We start from the raw sequence: 18,297 nt of genomic DNA on the forward strand, positions 1-18,297 counted from the left end.
TCATAGTGTTCATAAGGAGACGACATCGATGAAACTCTGGCAAGTTATTAGCGGTATGACCCTGGCTGCGGCGATTACCGGTTGTGCGGACCACAGTAAGCCGGTAGCCACACCTACACTCGGCTCAGCGGTAGCGGGGCAGCAGGCCGCCATTGCGCAGCCTAATGTTAGTGGTTCGGTGTATATCCGCCAGCGCATCGCGCTGCCACCGGATTCCGTGCTAACTGTGACGCTGTCTGATGCATCGCTGGCCGATGCGCCTTCGAAAGTGCTGTCGCAGCGCGTGGTGCGTACGGAAGGGAAACAGTCACCGTTCCAGTTTGTTCTGCCGTTCAATCCGGCTGACATCCAGCCGAACGCGCGCATTCTGTTAAGTGCGGCGATTTCAATTGATGGCAAGCTGGCGTTTATCACCGATACGGTGAAACCGGTGATTAATCAGGGCGGAACAAAAGCCGAACTGCTGTTGGTTCCTGTGACTAACGTCGCGATGCAAACCCAGCCGGGTGCCGCAACAACCGTGCCTTCGACTTCACCTACGCAGGTGACGCCATCGTCTTCGGTGCCGGCACCGACGAGTATGTAACTTCGATTGATGGGACGAGAGAGCGCCGGAAGTCATCATTGTTCCGTAAAGTCGCTGTCTCGTCCCTGATCGCTCGGCACACGCCATCCATGGCGTGTGACGCTTTACTCCACAACGATGACTTCCGGCGTGTTAAGTTCAGTGCGGTTTGTGGCGGGCTTGTGCGCGACATATCGCACCGCTAAATTTCCCAACGATACTTTTCCAGCTCAATCTCGCCAGCATCGCTCACTTCAATGCCTTCCGCTTCCAGCGCATCACGCTGACGAAACAGATCGTTGCCCTGCAGCGAAATCCTGCCGTGACGATTAATAACGCGAAACCAGGGTAACTTACTGCCTTCCGGCAAACGACGTAATACGCCACCTACCTGACGCGCCGCACGTGGCGATCCGGCCAGTTGTGCAACATCACCATAAGTGGTGACCTTTCCTGGCGGAATGGCTGCGACAATTTGCCACACGCGCTCGGAGAAATTGTTTTGGTCGCTCATATGCGCACCTATTTTCAGCAGGAAAGGGCAAACTTTAGCATGCAGAAGGGTAGACATCAGCGCATTGCTGTGTGCTTGTGCAAGAAACCAACGGTTGTCGGGCCTGCGCTTGCAATTGCCAGGGGCATACTTGATAATGCCTGCGCTCTCGAAATGAGGGCTTGTCAATGGGGGCCCTGTTGGTTCTCCCGCAATGCTAACTTGTGAACTCGGTCAGATCCGGAAGGAAGCAGCCGCAGCAGGCGACGCGTGTGCCGGGATGTAGCTGGCAGGGCCCCCACCATTTTGTACCCGCCTACTACTCCACAGAATTTTACGCACAGAGAAATCTGGCAATCCTTTGCCTGTGAATCAATCCTTGATTAATACGATGATGGTGCAGATCGGCTGTTAGGGGAAAAACTTAGCGGACGAACTTCCAGACAGAAACCGGTACTTTATCGTAAAGCTTATTCATGGTCAGTTCAGCCAGACGATGATCGGCTGCCGAATAGAATACCGCGAGTTCATTATCAGGTAATTCATACTTGTTTTTTTCGATAACCCGTTCAAGGGTATCTATTGAGCGACAGCGGCGCAGTCGCATCAAATAATCTGTTTTAGTTAAGGCTTGGTTGCTCATAAATAAACCGGTCTCAGTCTGGTGCTAAAAGGAATGGCTAGGTTGTTGGAGATAAGCGCACTCTTCGGCAAACAGATTAAATAAGCGTTTTGCTGAACGCTGCCACCGTTGTAGATCCTGAGTATTGATTCCATAGCTGCTGAACAGCATAAAGGTATCGTCAAGATATTCATCGATTTGCGTAATCAGGGCTTCATCTTCAACGTGCTTAATTTTGTAATTCATCGTGAAAGAAGCGATATGCTCAATCAAATCGTTGAGCTGTAAATTGCTTTCCGAAGTAGGATCATTAACCCAACCATGATGGCTATCAGTCAATGTCGCCATACTTTCGTCGAACAAGTTCTCACACAGGTATTTAAGCTGGGCAATATCATGCCGTTTCGGTGAGTATTCGTCCATCTTTTTCCCCTCCATAGCTAGCATAGTTACCGCAGCGCGGCGAGATTAGGAAAAGCTACCAGGAAGCGATCTTGAATAAAATTGAATTCAGCGACTCCTTAAATGTAATCCACAATCATTAGCTTTGCTCACCTCAATTACCAAATATTACAATTCGTCGGCAGGAGAGGGGCGCTCATTGTCAATCACTTCAAACACCAGCACGCCGGGCTGTACCTGAAACAGCACTTCTTCACGACGCTTAAACGTTTCATTTAAATCCAGGCAAGGATTAAATAAATTCCAGCTGAAATCGTAAAGCATTTTAAATCGATTGTTGTTGGTTGGTTGAATAGAAATAATCTGGAAGCTCTCGGGAACTAATTGCGCGTTTTGAGAATACCACTGTAAATCACCGGCTAATGCCTCGGCTATTTTGAGAATATTCCCCTGGATAATTCTTAGCAACTTTTCGCAATCGTCCTCATCCACAGCAATATCACAATGAATAATAGACGGCATTTTGTATCCAGTAAAAGAATGATGTTTCTATCATTGAGCTTAATGGGTGACATTGCAAGTCGCTAATAAAAAGAAAGAGTAATCGTTGTGATGGGTTTCATAACTCAATCATGGCGAAACGGCGAATTACAGCGGCTATCTTCATGAGCGATCAACTTTTGAAACACTTTTGCGCGGGCGCAACAGAGGAAGAGTCGGGTAGTATAATTGTTATGTTATAACATTAGTTGGTCGTTGAGTATGAAACACAGCGGTTTACTTCTTTCCCTTGGCGGCCGTTTGCTGGTTGCGCTGATGCTGATTGCGTTGTTGGCAGTAGCCTTATGGTGGGGCATGCAAAAATGATGCATTTCAACCGCTTACAAGCAGGTTATCAAGGCCGTGCGGTGACGCCTGTCGTTAATGGTGAGCTGGTAACGGGTAGCATGACCGCGTTAATTGGCGCTAACGGCACCGGCAAATCGACCTTACTGAAAACCATTGCCGGCTTACTGCCGCCCATTTCCGGCCGCTGTGAATTGCAGATCCCGCGCAAAGCGCTGGGCTGGTTACCACAACGCAGTGAACTCGAAACCCGCTTTCCTCTTACTGCTTATGAACTGGTGGCGATGGGCTGCTGGCCACGCTGCGGCTGGTTTGGTGGCATTAATCGCGCCTTACGCCTGGAAATCGATGCCGCGCTGGATGCGGTGCAAATGCGTGAGTTTGCCGATGCGCAGCCAGCCACGTTATCTGGCGGACAACTGCAGCGCGTGCTGTTCGCGCGCTTAATGCTGCAGCGCAGCCAGCTCTGGCTACTGGATGAACCTTTCAACGGCATTGATAGCCAAACCGTCACTTTACTGATGTCGATCCTCGAACAGCAACAGCAGGCGGGCACAACATTATTAGTGGTGCTACACGATCGGCCGCTGGTGGCGCGCTATTTTCAGGATGTGTTATCGCTCGATGACGCTGATTCCGCACAAACGCCAACGTTGCGTAGGGTAGCGTCGTGACATTACTTCAACCCTTTATCGAATTTGGTTTCATGCGCCGTGCATTGGTGGCCTGCGTTGCATTAGCGATTAGCGCCACACCGCTGGGCGTTTTCCTCTCCCTGCGCCGCATGAGTCTGGTCGGCGATGCGCTATCACATGCGGTATTACCCGGTGCGGCGATTGGATATCTGGTGTCGGGATTATCGCTGGTGGCGATGGGCATTGGCGGCCTGATTGCCGGTTTGGCGGTGGCGCTGCTCTCAGGCGCGGTCAGCCGTTACACGCACCTCAAAGAGGATGCCAGTTTCTCGGGCTTCTACCTGGGCTCTCTCGCACTCGGCGTCACGCTGGTATCATTGCGCGGTTCCAGCGTCGATCTACTCCACGTGTTATTTGGATCGCTGCTAGCCGTGGATAACGCGGCAATTCTGTTGGTTGGCGGCATTGCCGCTACCACTCTGCTGCTGCTGGCGGTGATCTTCCGTCCGCTAGTGATCGATGCCTTCGATCCCGATTTTCTGCGCGCACAGGGCAAATGGAGCGCACCGCTGGTGCACGGTCTGTTCCTGATGCTGGTGGTGCTAAATCTGGTGGCGGGCTTTCAGGTGCTGGGCACGCTGATGTCGGTGGGATTGATGATGTTGCCGGCCACCAGCGCACGCTTCTGGAGTCGCCATCTGGCTTGCATGCTCGGCATCGCCATGTTGCTGGCTATCGTCTCTGCGTTAATCGGCCTAATTCTTTCGTGGCATTTCTCGCTGCCGGCTGGACCGGCGGTGGTGCTGAGTGCTGCGGTGCTGTTTCTGCTTTCTGTTTTGACAGGACCATGTGGCGGCCTGTTGCGCCGTCGATAACGAAACCAATAAGGGGATATGAATGAAAAAGTTACCGCTGAGTCTGGCGATTGGCGCCATGCTGATTAGCCCACTGTCGCTGGCGAAGAGTGTTGATGTTGTGGCGAGCTTCACCGTGCTGGCGGATATCGTTAAACAGGTCGGTGGCGATCACGTCAACGTGAAATCGCTGGTCGGGCCGAATGGCGATCCGCACACCTTCGAACCGACGCCGCAGGATAGCCAGGCGCTGTCGAAAGCGGATGTGGTGTTTGTAAGCGGTTTGGGCATGGAAGGTTGGATGGATCGCCTGATCAGCGCGTCAGGTTATAAAGGCACCCTCGTCGTGGCCTCGAACGGCGTCAACACACGCAAGATGGAAGAGGACGGTAAAAGCGTCACCGATCCCCACGCGTGGAACAGCATGCAAAACGGTGTGATCTACGCCACCAATGTGATGAATGCGCTGATCAAAGCCGATCCTGAAGATGCGGCGGATATTCGTAAAAGCGGTGAAAGTTACATTCAGCAGCTGCAGAAGCTGGATAGCTGGGCGAAAACCGCCTTTGCTGAAGTACCGAAGAACAAGCGTAAGGTGCTGACCAGCCACGATGCCTTTGGCTACTTTGGCCAACGTTATGGCGTTAGTTTCCTTGCGCCAGTGGGCTTCTCGACTGAAGCGGAAGCCAGCGCCAGCGATGTGGCTTCGATCATCAAACAGCTGAAGGCCGAGCACATCAAAACCTACTTCATGGAGAATCAAACCGATCCGCGTCTGGTAAAACAGATTGCCAGCGAAACCGGCGCACAGCCGGGCGGGGAACTCTATCCGGAGGCCTTGTCGGAAGCGAATGGCCCGGCAGCGACCTATGTGGCCGCGTTCAAACATAATGTGGACGCCATTCTGCATAGCATGAAGTAAAAAAAGGCCGGGGAGCATCCCGGCCAATTATCACGACACTTTCCTACCTTTTTTTCTTTCTTCCCTGAACCGCCTTAAAGCGCGGGTTGGTTTTGCAAATCACATAGATGCGACCTTTACGACGCACGACTTTGCAATCTTTATGGCGCGTCTTGGCAGAGCGCAATGAACTCAATACCTGCATCTCTTCTCTCCAGCCTTACTTGTTGCGCGACAGGAAGCTGCCAAAACGCTGATTGAAGCGCGCGGTGCTGCCTTCTTTGGCGAAATCTTTCTGCTTGCCGGTGTAAAACACGTGAGATTTTGACGAGACATCCAGCGTGACATACGGCAGCACTTCACCTTCAAACTCAATGGTGCGCTCAGTCTTAATCGTGGAGCCGACTTTGAAGTATTCGTTGGCCGAGGTGTCGTGGAACACCACTGGGCGATAAAGGGGATGGATATTCGGTTTCATAGTCACCTCGTTATGTAATGTTATACTATAACAACATTATGAGCCCGAAAATGGCTGATTGCAACCGTGAAAAACACAGGGATTTTGGCGGGGCAGGGAAGCAGCAATAAAAAAGGCCGCATCAGCGGCCTTTTAGGGAAGGGTAGAACTTAGTGTTTGTGCTCTACCGGATGACCTTGTTCCAGGTCACCTTTGTTCTTACTGAAGCGGCGACGTACCACCACGAAGAACACCGGAACGAAGAAGATAGCCAGCGCGGTCGCTGTGACCATCCCGCCCATTACGCCGGTACCTACCGCGTTCTGTGCGCCAGAGCCCGCACCGGTGCTGATCGCCAGCGGCATTACGCCGAGGATAAAGGCGAGCGAGGTCATCAGAATCGGACGCAGACGCATACGGGATGCTTCCAGCGTTGATTCCACCAGCCCTTTGCCTTCCTTCTCCATCAAATCCTTGGCGAATTCGACGATCAGGATGGCGTTCTTCGCCGACAATCCTATGGTGGTCAACAAGCCCACCACAAAGTAGACGTCGTTACTCAAGCCACGCGCCGTGGTGAAGATCAGTGCGCCGACCACACCCAGCGGTACCACCAACATCACCGAGAACGGAATCGACCAGCTCTCATACAGCGCGGCCAGACACAGGAACACCACAATCAGCGAGATAGCGTACAGCGCCGGTGCCTGGTTACCTGACAAGCGTTCCTGATAGGACATGCCGGTCCAGTCGTAACCGATACCCGCAGGCAGTTTTCCTGCCAACTCCTCCATCAGGTTCATGGCATCACCGGAGCTCTTGCCCGGTGCTGCCTGGCCGAGAATCTCCATTGATGGCAAGCCGTTGTAACGCTCCAGACGTGGCGAGCCGTACTGCCACTTCGCCGAAGAGAAGGCGGAGAACGGAACCATGGTGCCGCCGCTGTTGCGCACGAACCACTTACTGATATCGTCCGGCAACATACGTGAATCGGCCTGGCCCATTACGTACACTTTCTTCACGCGACCGCGGTCGATGAAGTCGTTGACGTAAGAACCGCCCCATGCGGCGCCCAGCGTGGTGTTAATGTCTGACAGCGACACACCCAGCGCCTGCGCTTTTTCCTGATCGATAATCAGTTTGTACTGCGGCGTATCTTCCATACCGTTTGGACGCACGCCCACCAGCGTATCCGGATGCTGGGCAATCATGCCAAACAGCTGGTTACGCGCGGCGGTCAGCTTCTCGTGACCCAGGTTGCCCTGATCGGTCAGCATGAAGTCGAAGCCGGTGGCGTTACCCAGTTCGATAATCGCTGGCAGGTTGAACGGGAACACCATCGCATCTTTGATTTGACCGAGCGCCTGCATGGCACGACCGGCAATCGCAGGGACTTTCAGACTGGCATCGCCACGCTCATCCCACGGCTTGAGGCTGACGAACGCGATACCGGTGTTCTGTCCACGACCGGCAAAGCCGAAGCCGTTGACGGTAAACACCGAATTCACGCTGTCTTTCTCTTTAGTCAGGAAGTAATCCGTCACCTGATCCAGCACTTTCTGGGTACGTTCCTGGGTAGCACCAGCCGGCAGCTGCGCCTGCGCCAGTAACAGACCCTGATCCTCTTCCGGCAAGAATGAGGTCGGCAGTTTCAGGAACAGATACGCCATGCCGACCACGATCACCAGATAAATCAGCAGGTAACGACCGGTGCTGCGCACGATATGGCCCACACTATCAACATAGTGGTTGGTGCTCTTATCGAACACGCGGTTAAACCAACCGAAGAAACCGGTGGTTTTACCGTGAGTGCCTTTCGGAACGGGTTTCAGCAAGGTGGCACAAAGCGCAGGTGTCAGAATCAATGCCACCAGCACCGACAGCGCCATCGCGGAAACGATGGTGATCGAGAACTGGCGATAGATGACACCGGTTGAACCGCCGAAGAATGCCATCGGGATAAATACCGCAGACAGCACCAACGCGATACCGACCAACGCGCCCTGGATCTGCTCCATCGAACGTTTGGTGGCCTCTTTCGGCGGCAAGCCTTCTTCCGCCATCACACGCTCAACGTTCTCGACCACCACGATGGCGTCATCCACCAGCAGGCCGATGGCGAGCACCATCCCGAACATCGTCAGGGTGTTTATCGAGTAGCCAAAGGCACTGATGATCGCAAAGGTTCCGAGTAAAACTACCGGCACGGCAATGGTAGGAATCAGCGTTGCGCGGAAGTTTTGCAGGAACAGATACATCACCAGGAACACCAGCACGATCGCTTCAAACAGCGTTTTCACCACTTCGAAAATCGAAATTTTCACGAACGGCGTGGTGTCGTACGGATAAACCGTTTTCATGCCTGACGGGAAGAACGGTTGCAGTTTTGCCAGCTCAGCTTTTACCGCATCGGCGGTATCCAGCGCGTTAGCGCCCGTTGCCAGTTTGATACCGATACCAGAAGCGGGCTTGCCATTATAACGCGCGATGATCTCGTAGTTTTCACCACCGAGTTCAATCTTCGCCACGTCACGCAGGCGCACCTGAGAACCATCCTGATTCACTTTCAACAAGATCTTACCGAACTCATCTGTTGAAGTCAGACGGGTTTGCGCAATGATCGAGGCATTAAGCTGTTGACCGGGCACAGGTGGCGTACCACCCAGTTGGCCAGCAGCAATTTGGGTGTTCTGGACTTTCAACGCGCTGATGACATCCACTGGCGTCAGTGAATAGTTATTCAGCTTGTGCGGGTCCAGCCAGATACGCATGGCATATTGCGCACCAAACACCTGTGTATCACCCACGCCCGGCATACGGCTGACCGGATCTTTGATGTTAGAGGCAACATAGTCAGAAATATCATTCTGCGTCATGGTGCCGTCATCGCTGACGAAACCCGCCACCATCAGGAAGCTACTGGAAGATTTCTTAACCTGAATCCCCTGTTGCTGCACTTCTTGTGGCAATAACGGCGTGGCCAGCTGCAGTTTGTTCTGCACCTGAACCTGCGCGATATCTGCGTCAGTACCGGATTGGAAGGTCAGTGTCAGCGTCAATGTGCCCGACGAATCACTGCTCGATGACATATACATCAGGCCATCGATACCGTTCATGTTTTGCTCGATGACCTGCGTCACCGAATCTTGCAGCGTTTTCGCATCAGCACCCGGATAGGTCGCCTGGATTTCAACTGCCGGCGGCGCAACATTGGGATATTGCTCAATCGGCAGACTGATAATCGATAGCACACCAACCAACATGATGATGATGGCGAGCACCCACGCAAAAATGGGGCGATCAATAAAGAACTTAGCCATGTATCAGTGGCTCCTGTTATGACGATGATTTAGCAGACGGTGATTCTGGTGCAGCTTTGGCATCATCGGAGACTTCTTGTGGCGTCACCTGCGCACCCGGTTTGGCGCGCTGGATACCGGTGGTGATCACCCGATCGCCTGCTTTAAGACCTTCCGTTACCAGCCATTTGTCACCAAATGCCTGATTAGCGGTAATATTGCGAGATTCCACTTTATTATCCGCGCCTACGACCATCGCCGTTGCCTGACCGGTTGGGGTACGCGTTACGCCCTGTTGCGGTACCAGCAATGCGGTTGGATTGGTGCCTTCATCCAGACGTGCGCGCACAAACATACCTGGCAGCAGGCGATTGTCCGGATTCGGGAAGATGGCACGCAGCGTGATTGAACCGGTGGTTTCATCCACGCTCACATCAGAGAATTCCAATGTGCCTGTTTGCGGGTATGCGTTACCGTTTTGCATTAGCAGGGTGACGTTGGCCTTACCGTCGTTCTGTTTCAGCTGACCGGATTCCAGTTCTGCGCGCAAACGCAGGAATTCATCACTGGATTGGGTCACGTCGACATACATAGGATCGAGCTGTTGCACGGTGGCCAGCGCGGTAGTTTGCCCATTTGAAACCAGCGCACCTTCGGTGACTGACGATTTACCAATACGACCGCTGATGGGCGAGGTCACTTTGGTATACGCCAGATTGATGCGCGCGGTTTCGACGTTGGCACGCGCAGCCTGAGCGGCTGCAGCCGTTTGGGCTGCTGTGCCTGCGGCGGTGTCGTAATCCTGCTGACTGATGTACTTAGTACCCAGCAGCGGCTTGTAGCGCGTGATGGTTAACTGCGCCACACGAGCATTGGCTTCAGCCTGGGCTAAATCCGCTTTAGCACTGTCGTAGGCCGCCTGATAGGTGGCAGGATCGATCTGATACAGCGACTGACCGGCTTTTACATCACTACCTTCAACAAAATTACGTTTGAGAATAATCCCTGACACCTGAGGGCGAACTTCCGCAACGCGGAAAGCCGAGGTACGGCCCGGCAGCTCAGTGGTAATTTGCAATGGTTCGTTTTTTAACGTCACAACACCCACTTCTGGGGGCTGCTGCTGGGCGGCTTGCTGGGATTTATTATCATCACATCCTGTTAACAAAAAGCTGCCTGAAAGCATCAGGACGGCCGCCAGAGGCGCTAATCCTCTGTTTTTATTCATAAATAAACCTCTAGTGTCCGATATCAAATGATCAATGGATCACAAACCGATAAACCCATTGCTGCGTTAAAACACGGGTCGTGCTATGGTACATACATTCACAAATGTATGTAAACTTACAAGTTTGTAAAAAAAGCCCAGCATGGCACGAAAAACCAAAGCGCAAGCTCTTGAAACACGGCATCAAATTCTTGACGCCGCATTAGCACACTTTTCCGAACATGGTGTGGCCGCCACGTCTCTGGCGGATATCGCAACAGCGGCCGGCGTCACGCGCGGGGCTATCTACTGGCATTTCAAAAACAAAGCCGATCTCTTACATGAAATCTGGCTACGTTGTGACGCTGGGCTGGACGATGTGGAACTTGAGTATCAGACAAAATACCCGGGTGATCCACTTTCTGTTGTACGTTCAATGTTGATCTATATCCTTGACGCCACAGCAAAGGATCCGCAAAGACGCGCATTAATGGAGATTATCTTCCACAAGTGTGAATTTGTTGGCGAAATGTCGACGTTACAGGATATGCGCCAAAGCTTACTGCTGGAGTGTTACGACCGCATTGAAGTGGTGTTGAAAGAGTGTATTGAGGTCGGTCAGCTGCCCAGCAACATCAACACGCGGCAGTCTGCACGCCTGATGTGCGGCTACATCAACGGCATGATGGAAAACTGGTTATTCAATCCGCAGGCTTATGATTTGGCTGCCGATGCGCCGCAGCTGGTGGATGCATTTTTGGATATGTTGCGCCTTAGTCCAACACTTACCACCGGGCCACGTTAAGCAGTATCTTCCGCCGCTTTCTTTTGTTGATAATCCCGCTGAACAATTGCCAGCGCGGCCAGCACGGTGGCGGTGGGAACACCATTCTCTTCAAGCAGTTGAATCAGATCGACGGCAAGCTTGATTTCGTCGGGTGCGCTGTCCAGTGACATGGTTTCTCCTAAATACGTAATTTCGACGCGACCAGCAGCATTAACAGTGCGCCCAGCAGCGCGCTGGCGAAACCGGCTGGATGTAAGGCGGCAAGATCGCCGGTGGTGAAGTAGGTGGCGATATAGCCGCCAATCAGCGCGCCAATCACCGCCAACACCAGCGTAGGCACAAAACCTCCCGGACGACCGGGAAAAATCACCCGCTTAAGCCAGCCTGCCGCTAAACCCATTACAATCCAAAAAACCAGCGTCATGATTTTTCTCCTTTTTTCACCGCTATGAGTATAGAGGAAAAAGCGCCGCGTTTAGCGTGGCATAGCCGGCAACTCCAGTTTGTAGATAGCGGCGCGGCAGCGTGCCAGGCGCTCCTGCAATTGATCAACTTCACGAATTAGCTGCTGCTGAACGCTGAGGGTTTCGGCGCGTGCCAGATGCAGCTCTCGCTCTTGAATCATCGCCAGTAAGCGCTTTTCGTAGCCTTGATACTCTTCACGTTTGGTCTGGCGTGCATCGACGCTTGGCCGCTCGCGCTTCACCCGCAGCTGTTGGCTTTGGCATTCGCGTTGCAGCGCGGCAATCTGATCCAGCACTTTCTCCGCCAGCCATTGACGCCGTGCCACATCGGTATCGGCTGCGGTTAACTGCGTAATATTGCCTTCCAGTTCGCGCAGATAATCCGCCAGACGCGTGCCGCTAGTGCGAAACAGTTGGGAATCAAAGCGCGGCTGACGACAGGCACCATCCGGCTGCTGTGCAATCTGCTGGCGCAGTAGATCTAACATGGCGTGGAGACGCTGCTGTGCGGGCGGTTGGGGCATCACTCTGTTTCCGACTGTGTTAACGTAAACGCTGTTTTGACTCATTCAGGCATCAGGCATGCAGCGCATTTTACTACTGAGCCTTGGCTGGCTGGCGATTGTGCTAGGCACGCTGGGCATTGTATTACCTTTATTACCCACGACGCCATTTGTGTTGCTGGCGGCCTGGTGTTTTGCCCGCTCGTCGCCGCGTTTCCACGATTGGCTGCTGTGGAAATCGCCGTTTGGCCGCTACATTCGTCACTGGCAGCAGCATCGTGCTATGCCACCCGGTGCCAAAATGCGCGCCATGCTGCTGATTGTGATTACCTTTTCGATCTCGATTTATCTGGTGAACCTGCTGTGGGTACGCATTCTGTTAGGCGCGATGCTGTGCATGCTGCTGCTTTATATGTGGCGCATTCCGGTCGTGGCCGAGGATATCAGCCCGCCACAACAGTAGCGTGAGGGTTGCATTTAGCCGGGTATTTGCATAGATTTGGGCATCTTCGTGCGTGGCTTCCCTTATAAACGACTTCGCTCAACCCGGTTTCCGGGGTTTGGCGCTAGAGAAGCTGCGCGTATTAGATATTTTCTCCAGGCGTAACATTTATGACCGCAACTGCGCAGCAGCTTGAACTCATCAAAAACAGCATTAAAAGCATTCCTGACTATCCGAAGCCGGGCATTCTGTTCCGTGACGTGACCAGTCTGATGGAAGATCCGCAGGCGTATGCCGCGTCGATCGCCATTCTGGTTGAGCGTTATCGTAACAAAGGCATCACCAAGGTGGTGGGAACGGAAGCGCGTGGCTTCCTGTTTGGCGCGCCGGTGGCGCTGGGTTTGGGCGTGGGTTTTGTGCCGGTGCGTAAGCCAGGCAAACTGCCGCGTGAAACCTTCAGCGAAAGCTATGAGCTGGAGTACGGCACCGATGCGCTGGAACTGCACAAAGATGCCATTAAGCCAGGCGATGTGGTGCTGGTGGTGGACGATCTGCTGGCAACCGGCGGTACGCTGGAAGCAACCGTGAAACTGATCCGCCGCGCCGGTGGTGAAGTGAAAGACGCCGCATTCGTGATTAATCTGTTTGACCTGACCGGCGAAGCCCGCCTGACCGCCATGGGCGTCGAGTGCTTCAGCCTGGTGAATTTCCCCGGCCACTAAGGCCTGCGCGCTCCGCTGTACGGCGGGGCGCCACCTCTGCAAAGTTAGTGGTTGCTGATCCGCTGGTGGCTGTTAAACTACTGCCAAAATAAACAGGGTTTGCGAAGCTGCATTTTCTCCCTTCTCCCTAAATTCCAGTGATTGAATCCACATGAGCTATCAGGTACTTGCGCGAAAATGGCGTCCCCAGGCCTTCGCTGACGTAGTCGGTCAGGAACATGTGCTGACTGCGCTGGCCAACGGGTTGTCACTGGGACGAATCCATCATGCTTATCTCTTTTCTGGCACCCGCGGCGTGGGGAAAACCTCGATCGCCCGTCTGCTGGCGAAGGGCCTTAACTGTGAAACCGGCATCACCTCAACGCCGTGCGGACAATGCGACAACTGCCGCGAAATCGAGCAGGGCCGTTTTGTCGATCTGATTGAGATCGATGCCGCCTCACGCACCAAAGTTGAAGACACGCGCGATCTGCTCGATAACGTGCAGTACGCGCCGGCGCGCGGTCGCTTCAAGGTCTATCTGATCGATGAAGTGCACATGCTGTCGCGCCACAGCTTCAACGCGCTGCTGAAAACGCTGGAAGAGCCGCCATCACACGTTAAATTCCTATTGGCGACCACCGATCCGCAGAAGCTGCCGGTGACGATTCTGTCACGTTGCCTGCAATTCCATCTCAAGGCGCTCGACGTTGAGCAAATCCAGCAGCAGCTGGCGCATGTGTTGCAGCTGGAGCAGATTGCTGCCGAACCGCGTGCGCTGCATCTGTTGGCGCGCGCCGCTGACGGCAGTATGCGCGATGCGCTCAGCCTGACCGACCAGGCGATTGCCATGGGGCAGGGCAGCGTAACGCGTGACACCGTGGCACAAATGCTCGGCACGCTCGACGACGAACAGCCATTGGCGCTGATCGAAGCGCTGGTGGATGGCCAGGGCGAACAGGTAATGGCGCTGCTGAATCAGGCCGCGTCGCGCGGGGTGGAGTGGGAAGCGCTGTTGGTCGAGATGCTGCGTTTGCTGCACCGCATTGCGATGGTGCAGCTGTTACCGAGCTCGCTCAGCGAGGACGATCTTAGCCAGGCCGATCGCCTGCGCGAGTTAGCGCGCGTGCTGCCACCGGCTGACGTACAACTCTATTACCAAACGCTGTTGATGGGACGTAAAGATCTGCCGCTGGCACCGGATCGGCGCTTAGGCGTGGAGATGACGCTGCTGCGTGCGCTGGCCTTCCATCCGCAGGCGACGATTGCCGAGCCGGTGGCGCGTCCCACCTTGACGCCACAAGCTGCTCCGCAGGTTGCTGCACCACAAGCCGCACCAAAAACCGCGCCCGCACCGGCTGCGCAGCCGCAGATGGCACCGCCGAACCATGACGCGCCGCCAATGTCGGATGATTATCCGGATATGCAGCCAGCGCCCGACCCGTTACCTGACGCCACCAGCCAGTTGTTACAGGCGCGAACGCAGTTGCTGCGTCAGGGAGCCGGCAAAGCAAAAAAGAGTGAGCCGGCAGCGCGTTCCGCGCGGCCGGCGAATCCGGCGCTGGAACGACTCGCTAGCGTCACTGAACGTGTGCAACAACGTGCATCTGAACCCACGGTAAAAGCCCCGGCCAAACCGGAAGCCTATCGCTGGAAAACGCAGTTGCCGGTTGAGGTTAAAGCGGAGCCGGTGGCGACGCCAAAAGCCTTGCGTTCGGCACTTGAGCATGAGAAAACGCCAGAGCTGGCGCTACGTCTGGCGGAAGAAGCCCAGCAGCGCGATGCGTGGGCCGCAGAAATCGCCGGGCTGACGCTGCCGAAACTGGTGCAGCAAGTGGCGCTCAACGCGTGGAAAGAGGTGGGCGCAAATGGCATTACGCTGCATTTGCGCAGCAGCCAGCGCCATCTGAATTCTGCGTCGGCAAAGCAAGCGCTGGCGGACGCGCTGAGTCAGTCTGCCGGTCAGCCGGTTGAATTGACCATTATTGAAGACGATAATCCTACGGTATTGACGCCACTGGAGTGGCGTCAGGCCATTTATGAAGAGAAGCTGTCGCAGGCGCGGCAGTCGATCAGTAGCGATACCCATATTCAGACATTGCGTCGATTCTTCGATGCCGATTTGGATGAAGAGAGTATTCGACCGGTGTGAACATGCTGCCGCGCGTCAACTGCGCGCAGCCCCAGCAGAGAGAGAAAACTATGTTTGGTAAAGGCGGATTGGGCAACCTGATGAAACAGGCCCAGCAGATGCAAGACAAAATGGCCAAAGTTCAGGAAGAGATCGCCGCGATCGAAGTGACCGGTGAATCAGGTGCTGGCTTGGTTAAAGTAACCATCAACGGTGCGCACAACTGCCGTCGTGTCGAAGTCGATCCTAGCTTGCTGGAAGATGACAAAGACATGCTGGAAGATCTTATTGCAGCGGCCTTCAACGATGCGGCACGCCGTATCGACGAAACGCAGAAAGAGAAGATGGCTGCGGTCTCTTCAGGTATGCAGCTGCCACCTGGCTTCAAGATGCCGTTCTGATGCAAACCAGTCCACTGCTTGAATCTTTGATGGAGTCGTTGCGCTGCCTGCCGGGCGTTGGCCCGAAGTCGGCGCAGCGCATGGCTTTTCAGCTGTTGCAGCGCGATCGTAGCGGTGGCATGCGTCTGGCGCAGGCGTTGACCCGCGCCATGTCGGAAATTGGCCACTGCGCTGATTGCCGTACCTTCACCGAGCAGGAAATCTGCACCATCTGCGCCAATCCGCGTCGTCAGCAAAACGGCCAGATTTGCGTGGTGGAAAGCCCGGCAGATATCCACGCCATTGAGCAGACCGGCCAGTTTGGCGGCCGCTACTTTGTGCTGATGGGCCACTTGTCACCGCTGGATGGCATTGGTCCACAGGATATCGGCCTGGATCGGCTGGAGCAGCGTCTCGAGCGCGAAACCTTAACCGAAGTGATCCTCGCCACCAATCCCACGGTGGAAGGGGAAGCCACGGCCAACTACATCGCCGAGCTGTGCGGACAATATGGCGTTGATGCCAGCCGCATTGCACACGGTGTGCCGGTGGGTGGTGAGCTGGAAATGGTCGATGGCACCACGCTGTCGCACTCGCTCGCTGGACGCCACAAGATTAATTTCTAATCACTTGCCGATGTCTTCGCAGACATCGGCTTGAAATCCTCTCCTTCATCCCCATTTCTCCTTCAACGTATCATCAACCCCGATTCAGTTGAGGTAGCAATGACCATGAAAGGACAAGAGACGCGTGGCTTCCAGTCAGAGGTAAAACAACTTCTGCACCTGATGATCCATTCGCTCTATTCAAATAAAGAGATTTTCCTGCGCGAGCTGATTTCCAACGCTTCAGATGCCGCCGACAAACTGCGCTTCCGCGCGCTGTCGACGCCCGATCTGTATGAAGGCGACGGCGACCTGCGCGTACGTATCTCGGTCAATCCGGAAAATCGCACGCTGACGCTCAGCGATAACGGCATCGGTATGCGCCGTGATGAGGTGATTGAGAACCTCGGCACCATCGCCAAATCCGGCACCAAATCCTTCCTCGAATCCATGGGCTCCGACCAGGCGAAAGACAGCCAGCTTATCGGCCAGTTCGGCGTGGGCTTCTACTCGGCGTTTATCGTGGCGGACAAAGTCACCGTGCGCACCCGCGCCGCAGGCGCGAAAGCGGATGAAGCGGTGTTCTGGGAATCGGCCGGCGAAGGCGAGTACACATTGGCGGAGATTGAGAAAGCCGATCGCGGTACCGAAATCACGCTGCACTTCCGTGAAGGCGAAGATGATTTCCTCGATGCGTGGCGCGTACGTAACGTGATCAGCAAATACTCCGATCACATCGCGCTGCCGGTTGAAATTGAAAACAAAGACGAAGAGAGCGACACCACCACCTGGGAAAAGATCAACAAAGCCCAGGCGCTGTGGACGCGTAACAAGTCAGAGATCAGCGACGACGAGTACAACGAGTTCTACAAACATATCGCCCATGATTTCAGCGATCCGGCGATCTGGAGCCACAACCGCGTGGAAGGTAAGCAGGAATACACCAGCTTGCTGTATCTGCCATCACGCGCGCCGTTTGACATGTTCAACCGCGACAGCAAGCACGGCCTGAAACTTTACGTGCAACGCGTGTTCATCATGGATGACGCTGAGCAGTTCATGCCGAACTACCTGCGCTTCGTGCGCGGCCTGATAGATTCCAACGATCTGCCGCTGAACGTATCGCGTGAAATCCTGCAGGACAGCCGCGTGACCCAGAGCCTGCGCGCCGCGCTGACCAAGCGTAGCCTGCAGATGCTGGAAAAACTGGCGAAAGACGACGCAGAGAAATATCAGCAGTTCTGGAAAGAGTTCGGTCTGGTGCTGAAAGAGGGCCCGGCGGAAGACAACGCTAACCAGCAACAGATTGCCAAGCTGCTGCGCTTTGCCACCAGCCAGAGCGAAGGCGCCGAGCAGAACGTTTCGCTCGACGACTACCTGACGCGCATGGTGGAAGGTCAGGATAAGATTTACTACATCACCGCCGACAGCTATGCCGCCGCGAAGAGCAGCCCGCATCTGGAACTGTTCCGCAAGAAAGGCATCGAGGTGCTGCTGCTCTCCGATCGCATCGACGAATGGATGATGAGCTACCTCACCGAGTTCGACGGCAAAACTTTCCAGTCAGTCAGCAAAGCGGATGATTCGCTGAGCAAACTGGCCGACGAAGAGACCGAAGAGCAGAAAGAAGCGGAGAAGGCGCTGGAGCCGTTTGTTGAGCGCGTGAAAACGCTGCTGGGCGAGCGTGTGAAAGAGGTGCGTCTGACGCATCGTCTCACCGATACGCCAGCGATCGTCACCACCGATGCCAACGAAATGACCACGCAGATGGCGAAGCTGTTTGCTGCTGCCGGTCAGGACGTGCCGGACGTGAAGTACATCTTCGAGATCAATCCGGATCACACGCTGGTGAAACGCGTGGCTGATACCCAGGACGAAACGCGCTTTGCCGAGTGGGTTGAGCTGCTGCTGGATCAGGCGCTGCTCGCCGAACGCGGTACGCTGGACGATCCCAACCAGTTCATCCGTCGCATGAACCAGTTGCTGACGGCGTAATCGCACCA

The 18,297-nt window shown here is 54.6% G+C and carries 22 protein-coding genes, 1 other RNA gene and 1 other annotated feature; of the genes, 12 read left to right on the top strand and 11 right to left on the bottom strand.

Annotated elements, in window-relative coordinates; genetic code table 11:
* The first annotated feature begins 28 nt into the window (after nucleotides 1-28).
* Nucleotides 29-586 (top strand): YbaY family lipoprotein, encoded by a 558-nt coding sequence (locus NQH49_RS05015; protein ID WP_256695812.1) that lies wholly within the window; start codon nucleotides 29-31, stop codon nucleotides 584-586.
* A gap of 181 nt (nucleotides 587-767) precedes the next feature.
* On the opposite strand, the gene NQH49_RS05020 is transcribed toward NQH49_RS05015, so the two are convergent.
* Entirely contained in the window at nucleotides 768-1,079 is a 312-nt protein-coding gene (locus NQH49_RS05020; protein WP_256695813.1) for an MGMT family protein, read from the bottom strand.
* Nucleotides 1,080-1,256: 177 nt separating this feature from the next.
* On the opposite strand from NQH49_RS05020, the gene ffs reads away from it, so the two are divergent.
* An RNA gene (ffs, locus tag NQH49_RS05025) (signal recognition particle sRNA small type) lies at nucleotides 1,257-1,353 on the top strand.
* A gap of 129 nt (nucleotides 1,354-1,482) precedes the next feature.
* On the opposite strand, the gene NQH49_RS05030 is transcribed toward ffs, so the two are convergent.
* The 3 genes from NQH49_RS05030 to NQH49_RS05040 all read right to left on the bottom strand — a co-directional run bounded on the left by NQH49_RS05030 (nucleotide 1,483) and on the right by NQH49_RS05040 (nucleotide 2,604).
* Nucleotides 1,483-1,701: a hemolysin expression-modulating protein Hha gene (locus NQH49_RS05030; RefSeq protein ID WP_007886938.1), complete on the bottom strand. Its 219-nt coding sequence runs from the start codon at nucleotides 1,699-1,701 to the stop codon at nucleotides 1,483-1,485.
* A gap of 24 nt (nucleotides 1,702-1,725) precedes the next feature.
* Nucleotides 1,726-2,103, bottom strand: coding sequence for an Hha toxicity modulator TomB (tomB, locus tag NQH49_RS05035; protein WP_007886936.1), 378 nt, complete (start codon nucleotides 2,101-2,103; stop codon nucleotides 1,726-1,728).
* A 147-nt stretch (nucleotides 2,104-2,250) separates the two neighbouring features.
* Nucleotides 2,251-2,604: a hypothetical protein gene (locus NQH49_RS05040; RefSeq protein WP_256695814.1), complete on the bottom strand. Its 354-nt coding sequence runs from the start codon at nucleotides 2,602-2,604 to the stop codon at nucleotides 2,251-2,253.
* Between the two features lie 341 nt (nucleotides 2,605-2,945).
* Here NQH49_RS05040 and NQH49_RS05045 point away from each other — a divergent pair, with 341 nt between their 5' ends.
* Genes NQH49_RS05045 through NQH49_RS05055 form a run of 3 tightly spaced genes read left to right on the top strand, consistent with a single transcriptional unit; the run spans nucleotide 2,946 to nucleotide 5,339 of the window.
* A complete protein-coding gene (locus NQH49_RS05045) occupies nucleotides 2,946-3,602 on the top strand; it encodes a metal ABC transporter ATP-binding protein (RefSeq protein WP_256695815.1) in 657 nt (218 codons plus the stop codon).
* On the top strand, nucleotides 3,599-4,438 hold the full coding sequence (locus NQH49_RS05050) for a metal ABC transporter permease (protein ID WP_256695816.1): 840 nt from the start codon (nucleotides 3,599-3,601) through the stop codon (nucleotides 4,436-4,438). The genes NQH49_RS05045 and NQH49_RS05050 overlap by 4 nt, the downstream gene beginning before the upstream one ends.
* 22 nt (nucleotides 4,439-4,460) lie before the next feature.
* Nucleotides 4,461-5,339 (top strand): metal ABC transporter substrate-binding protein, encoded by an 879-nt coding sequence (locus NQH49_RS05055; RefSeq protein WP_256695817.1) that lies wholly within the window; start codon nucleotides 4,461-4,463, stop codon nucleotides 5,337-5,339.
* A 43-nt stretch (nucleotides 5,340-5,382) separates the two neighbouring features.
* Here NQH49_RS05055 and ykgO read toward each other — a convergent pair whose 3' ends face one another.
* The 4 genes from ykgO to NQH49_RS05075 form a co-directional block, all read right to left on the bottom strand.
* On the bottom strand, nucleotides 5,383-5,523 hold the full coding sequence (gene ykgO, locus NQH49_RS05060) for a type B 50S ribosomal protein L36 (RefSeq protein ID WP_008103894.1): 141 nt from the start codon (nucleotides 5,521-5,523) through the stop codon (nucleotides 5,383-5,385).
* A gap of 15 nt (nucleotides 5,524-5,538) precedes the next feature.
* Entirely contained in the window at nucleotides 5,539-5,796 is a 258-nt protein-coding gene (locus NQH49_RS05065) for a type B 50S ribosomal protein L31 (RefSeq protein ID WP_008103892.1), read from the bottom strand.
* Between the two features lie 149 nt (nucleotides 5,797-5,945).
* Nucleotides 5,946-9,095 carry an efflux RND transporter permease subunit gene (locus tag NQH49_RS05070; RefSeq protein WP_256695818.1) on the bottom strand — a complete coding sequence of 1,050 codons (3,150 nt, stop codon included), beginning with the start codon at nucleotides 9,093-9,095 and terminating at the stop codon, nucleotides 5,946-5,948.
* A gap of 16 nt (nucleotides 9,096-9,111) precedes the next feature.
* The gene (locus NQH49_RS05075; RefSeq protein WP_008103889.1) at nucleotides 9,112-10,302 is read right to left on the bottom strand and encodes an efflux RND transporter periplasmic adaptor subunit; all 1,191 of its coding nucleotides are present in this window, start codon (nucleotides 10,300-10,302) and stop codon (nucleotides 9,112-9,114) included.
* Nucleotides 10,303-10,444: 142 nt separating this feature from the next.
* Between NQH49_RS05075 and acrR the strand changes: the two genes are divergently transcribed.
* Nucleotides 10,445-11,086, top strand: a complete 642-nt coding sequence (gene acrR / locus NQH49_RS05080; protein WP_061717444.1) for a multidrug efflux transporter transcriptional repressor AcrR — start codon at nucleotides 10,445-10,447, stop codon at nucleotides 11,084-11,086.
* Here the strand turns inward: acrR and rsmS are convergent.
* Genes rsmS through priC form a run of 3 tightly spaced genes read right to left on the bottom strand, consistent with a single transcriptional unit; the run spans nucleotide 11,083 to nucleotide 12,056 of the window.
* The gene (rsmS, locus tag NQH49_RS05085) at nucleotides 11,083-11,238 is read right to left on the bottom strand and encodes a pleiotropic regulatory protein RsmS (protein ID WP_256695819.1); all 156 of its coding nucleotides are present in this window, start codon (nucleotides 11,236-11,238) and stop codon (nucleotides 11,083-11,085) included. The two genes, acrR and rsmS, sit on opposite strands and share 4 nt — an antisense overlap.
* Nucleotides 11,239-11,246: 8 nt before the next feature.
* Nucleotides 11,247-11,492, bottom strand: a complete 246-nt coding sequence (locus tag NQH49_RS05090; RefSeq protein WP_256695820.1) for a GlsB/YeaQ/YmgE family stress response membrane protein — start codon at nucleotides 11,490-11,492, stop codon at nucleotides 11,247-11,249.
* Nucleotides 11,493-11,543: 51 nt separating this feature from the next.
* On the bottom strand, nucleotides 11,544-12,056 hold the full coding sequence (priC, locus tag NQH49_RS05095) for a primosomal replication protein PriC (RefSeq protein ID WP_256695821.1): 513 nt from the start codon (nucleotides 12,054-12,056) through the stop codon (nucleotides 11,544-11,546).
* Nucleotides 12,057-12,114: 58 nt separating this feature from the next.
* On the opposite strand from priC, the gene NQH49_RS05100 reads away from it, so the two are divergent.
* The 6 genes from NQH49_RS05100 (at nucleotide 12,115) to htpG (ending at nucleotide 18,289) form a co-directional block, all read left to right on the top strand.
* Nucleotides 12,115-12,498, top strand: coding sequence for a DUF454 family protein (locus NQH49_RS05100; protein ID WP_256695822.1), 384 nt, complete (start codon nucleotides 12,115-12,117; stop codon nucleotides 12,496-12,498).
* Between the two features lie 149 nt (nucleotides 12,499-12,647).
* Nucleotides 12,648-13,199, top strand: a complete 552-nt coding sequence (gene apt, locus NQH49_RS05105) for an adenine phosphoribosyltransferase (RefSeq protein ID WP_008103878.1) — start codon at nucleotides 12,648-12,650, stop codon at nucleotides 13,197-13,199.
* 151 nt (nucleotides 13,200-13,350) lie between these two features.
* Complete coding sequence (dnaX, locus tag NQH49_RS05110; RefSeq protein ID WP_256695823.1) at nucleotides 13,351-15,330, top strand: DNA polymerase III subunit gamma/tau; 1,980 nt, start codon at nucleotides 13,351-13,353, stop codon at nucleotides 15,328-15,330.
* Nucleotides 14,672-14,733 (top strand) — a sequence feature (DnaX frameshifting element). (Overlaps the previous gene by 62 nt.)
* 50 nt (nucleotides 15,331-15,380) lie before the next feature.
* The gene (locus tag NQH49_RS05115) at nucleotides 15,381-15,710 is read left to right on the top strand and encodes a YbaB/EbfC family nucleoid-associated protein (RefSeq protein ID WP_008103874.1); all 330 of its coding nucleotides are present in this window, start codon (nucleotides 15,381-15,383) and stop codon (nucleotides 15,708-15,710) included.
* Nucleotides 15,710-16,315 (top strand): recombination mediator RecR, encoded by a 606-nt coding sequence (recR, locus tag NQH49_RS05120; protein ID WP_008103873.1) that lies wholly within the window; start codon nucleotides 15,710-15,712, stop codon nucleotides 16,313-16,315. Before NQH49_RS05115 ends, recR begins: the two co-directional genes overlap by 1 nt.
* 99 nt (nucleotides 16,316-16,414) lie before the next feature.
* Entirely contained in the window at nucleotides 16,415-18,289 is a 1,875-nt protein-coding gene (gene htpG / locus NQH49_RS05125; protein WP_256695824.1) for a molecular chaperone HtpG, read from the top strand.
* The last annotated feature ends 8 nt before the right edge of the window (nucleotides 18,290-18,297 follow it).

Source organism: Pantoea trifolii, from assembly GCF_024506435.1.
In the GTDB taxonomy this organism is placed as follows: Bacteria; Pseudomonadota; Gammaproteobacteria; order Enterobacterales; family Enterobacteriaceae; genus Pantoea; species Pantoea trifolii.

Coding starts and splice junctions, on each gene's coding strand:
- NQH49_RS05070 (WP_256695818.1), bottom strand. CDS start 9,095: ATGGCTAAGTTCTTTATTGATCGCCCCATTTTTGCGTGGGTGCTCGCC.
- NQH49_RS05075 (WP_008103889.1), bottom strand. CDS start 10,302: ATGAATAAAAACAGAGGATTAGCGCCTCTGGCGGCCGTCCTGATGCTT.
- NQH49_RS05030 (WP_007886938.1), bottom strand. CDS start 1,701: ATGAGCAACCAAGCCTTAACTAAAACAGATTATTTGATGCGACTGCGC.
- NQH49_RS05115 (WP_008103874.1), top strand. CDS start 15,381: ATGTTTGGTAAAGGCGGATTGGGCAACCTGATGAAACAGGCCCAGCAG.
- recR (WP_008103873.1), top strand. CDS start 15,710: ATGCAAACCAGTCCACTGCTTGAATCTTTGATGGAGTCGTTGCGCTGC.
- NQH49_RS05020 (WP_256695813.1), bottom strand. CDS start 1,079: ATGAGCGACCAAAACAATTTCTCCGAGCGCGTGTGGCAAATTGTCGCA.
- NQH49_RS05045 (WP_256695815.1), top strand. CDS start 2,946: ATGATGCATTTCAACCGCTTACAAGCAGGTTATCAAGGCCGTGCGGTG.
- ykgO (WP_008103894.1), bottom strand. CDS start 5,523: ATGCAGGTATTGAGTTCATTGCGCTCTGCCAAGACGCGCCATAAAGAT.
- dnaX (WP_256695823.1), top strand. CDS start 13,351: ATGAGCTATCAGGTACTTGCGCGAAAATGGCGTCCCCAGGCCTTCGCT.
- NQH49_RS05090 (WP_256695820.1), bottom strand. CDS start 11,492: ATGACGCTGGTTTTTTGGATTGTAATGGGTTTAGCGGCAGGCTGGCTT.
- NQH49_RS05055 (WP_256695817.1), top strand. CDS start 4,461: ATGAAAAAGTTACCGCTGAGTCTGGCGATTGGCGCCATGCTGATTAGC.
- acrR (WP_061717444.1), top strand. CDS start 10,445: ATGGCACGAAAAACCAAAGCGCAAGCTCTTGAAACACGGCATCAAATT.
- tomB (WP_007886936.1), bottom strand. CDS start 2,103: ATGGACGAATACTCACCGAAACGGCATGATATTGCCCAGCTTAAATAC.
- priC (WP_256695821.1), bottom strand. CDS start 12,056: ATGCCCCAACCGCCCGCACAGCAGCGTCTCCACGCCATGTTAGATCTA.
- rsmS (WP_256695819.1), bottom strand. CDS start 11,238: ATGTCACTGGACAGCGCACCCGACGAAATCAAGCTTGCCGTCGATCTG.
- NQH49_RS05015 (WP_256695812.1), top strand. CDS start 29: ATGAAACTCTGGCAAGTTATTAGCGGTATGACCCTGGCTGCGGCGATT.
- apt (WP_008103878.1), top strand. CDS start 12,648: ATGACCGCAACTGCGCAGCAGCTTGAACTCATCAAAAACAGCATTAAA.
- NQH49_RS05065 (WP_008103892.1), bottom strand. CDS start 5,796: ATGAAACCGAATATCCATCCCCTTTATCGCCCAGTGGTGTTCCACGAC.
- NQH49_RS05100 (WP_256695822.1), top strand. CDS start 12,115: ATGCAGCGCATTTTACTACTGAGCCTTGGCTGGCTGGCGATTGTGCTA.
- htpG (WP_256695824.1), top strand. CDS start 16,415: ATGACCATGAAAGGACAAGAGACGCGTGGCTTCCAGTCAGAGGTAAAA.
- NQH49_RS05040 (WP_256695814.1), bottom strand. CDS start 2,604: ATGCCGTCTATTATTCATTGTGATATTGCTGTGGATGAGGACGATTGC.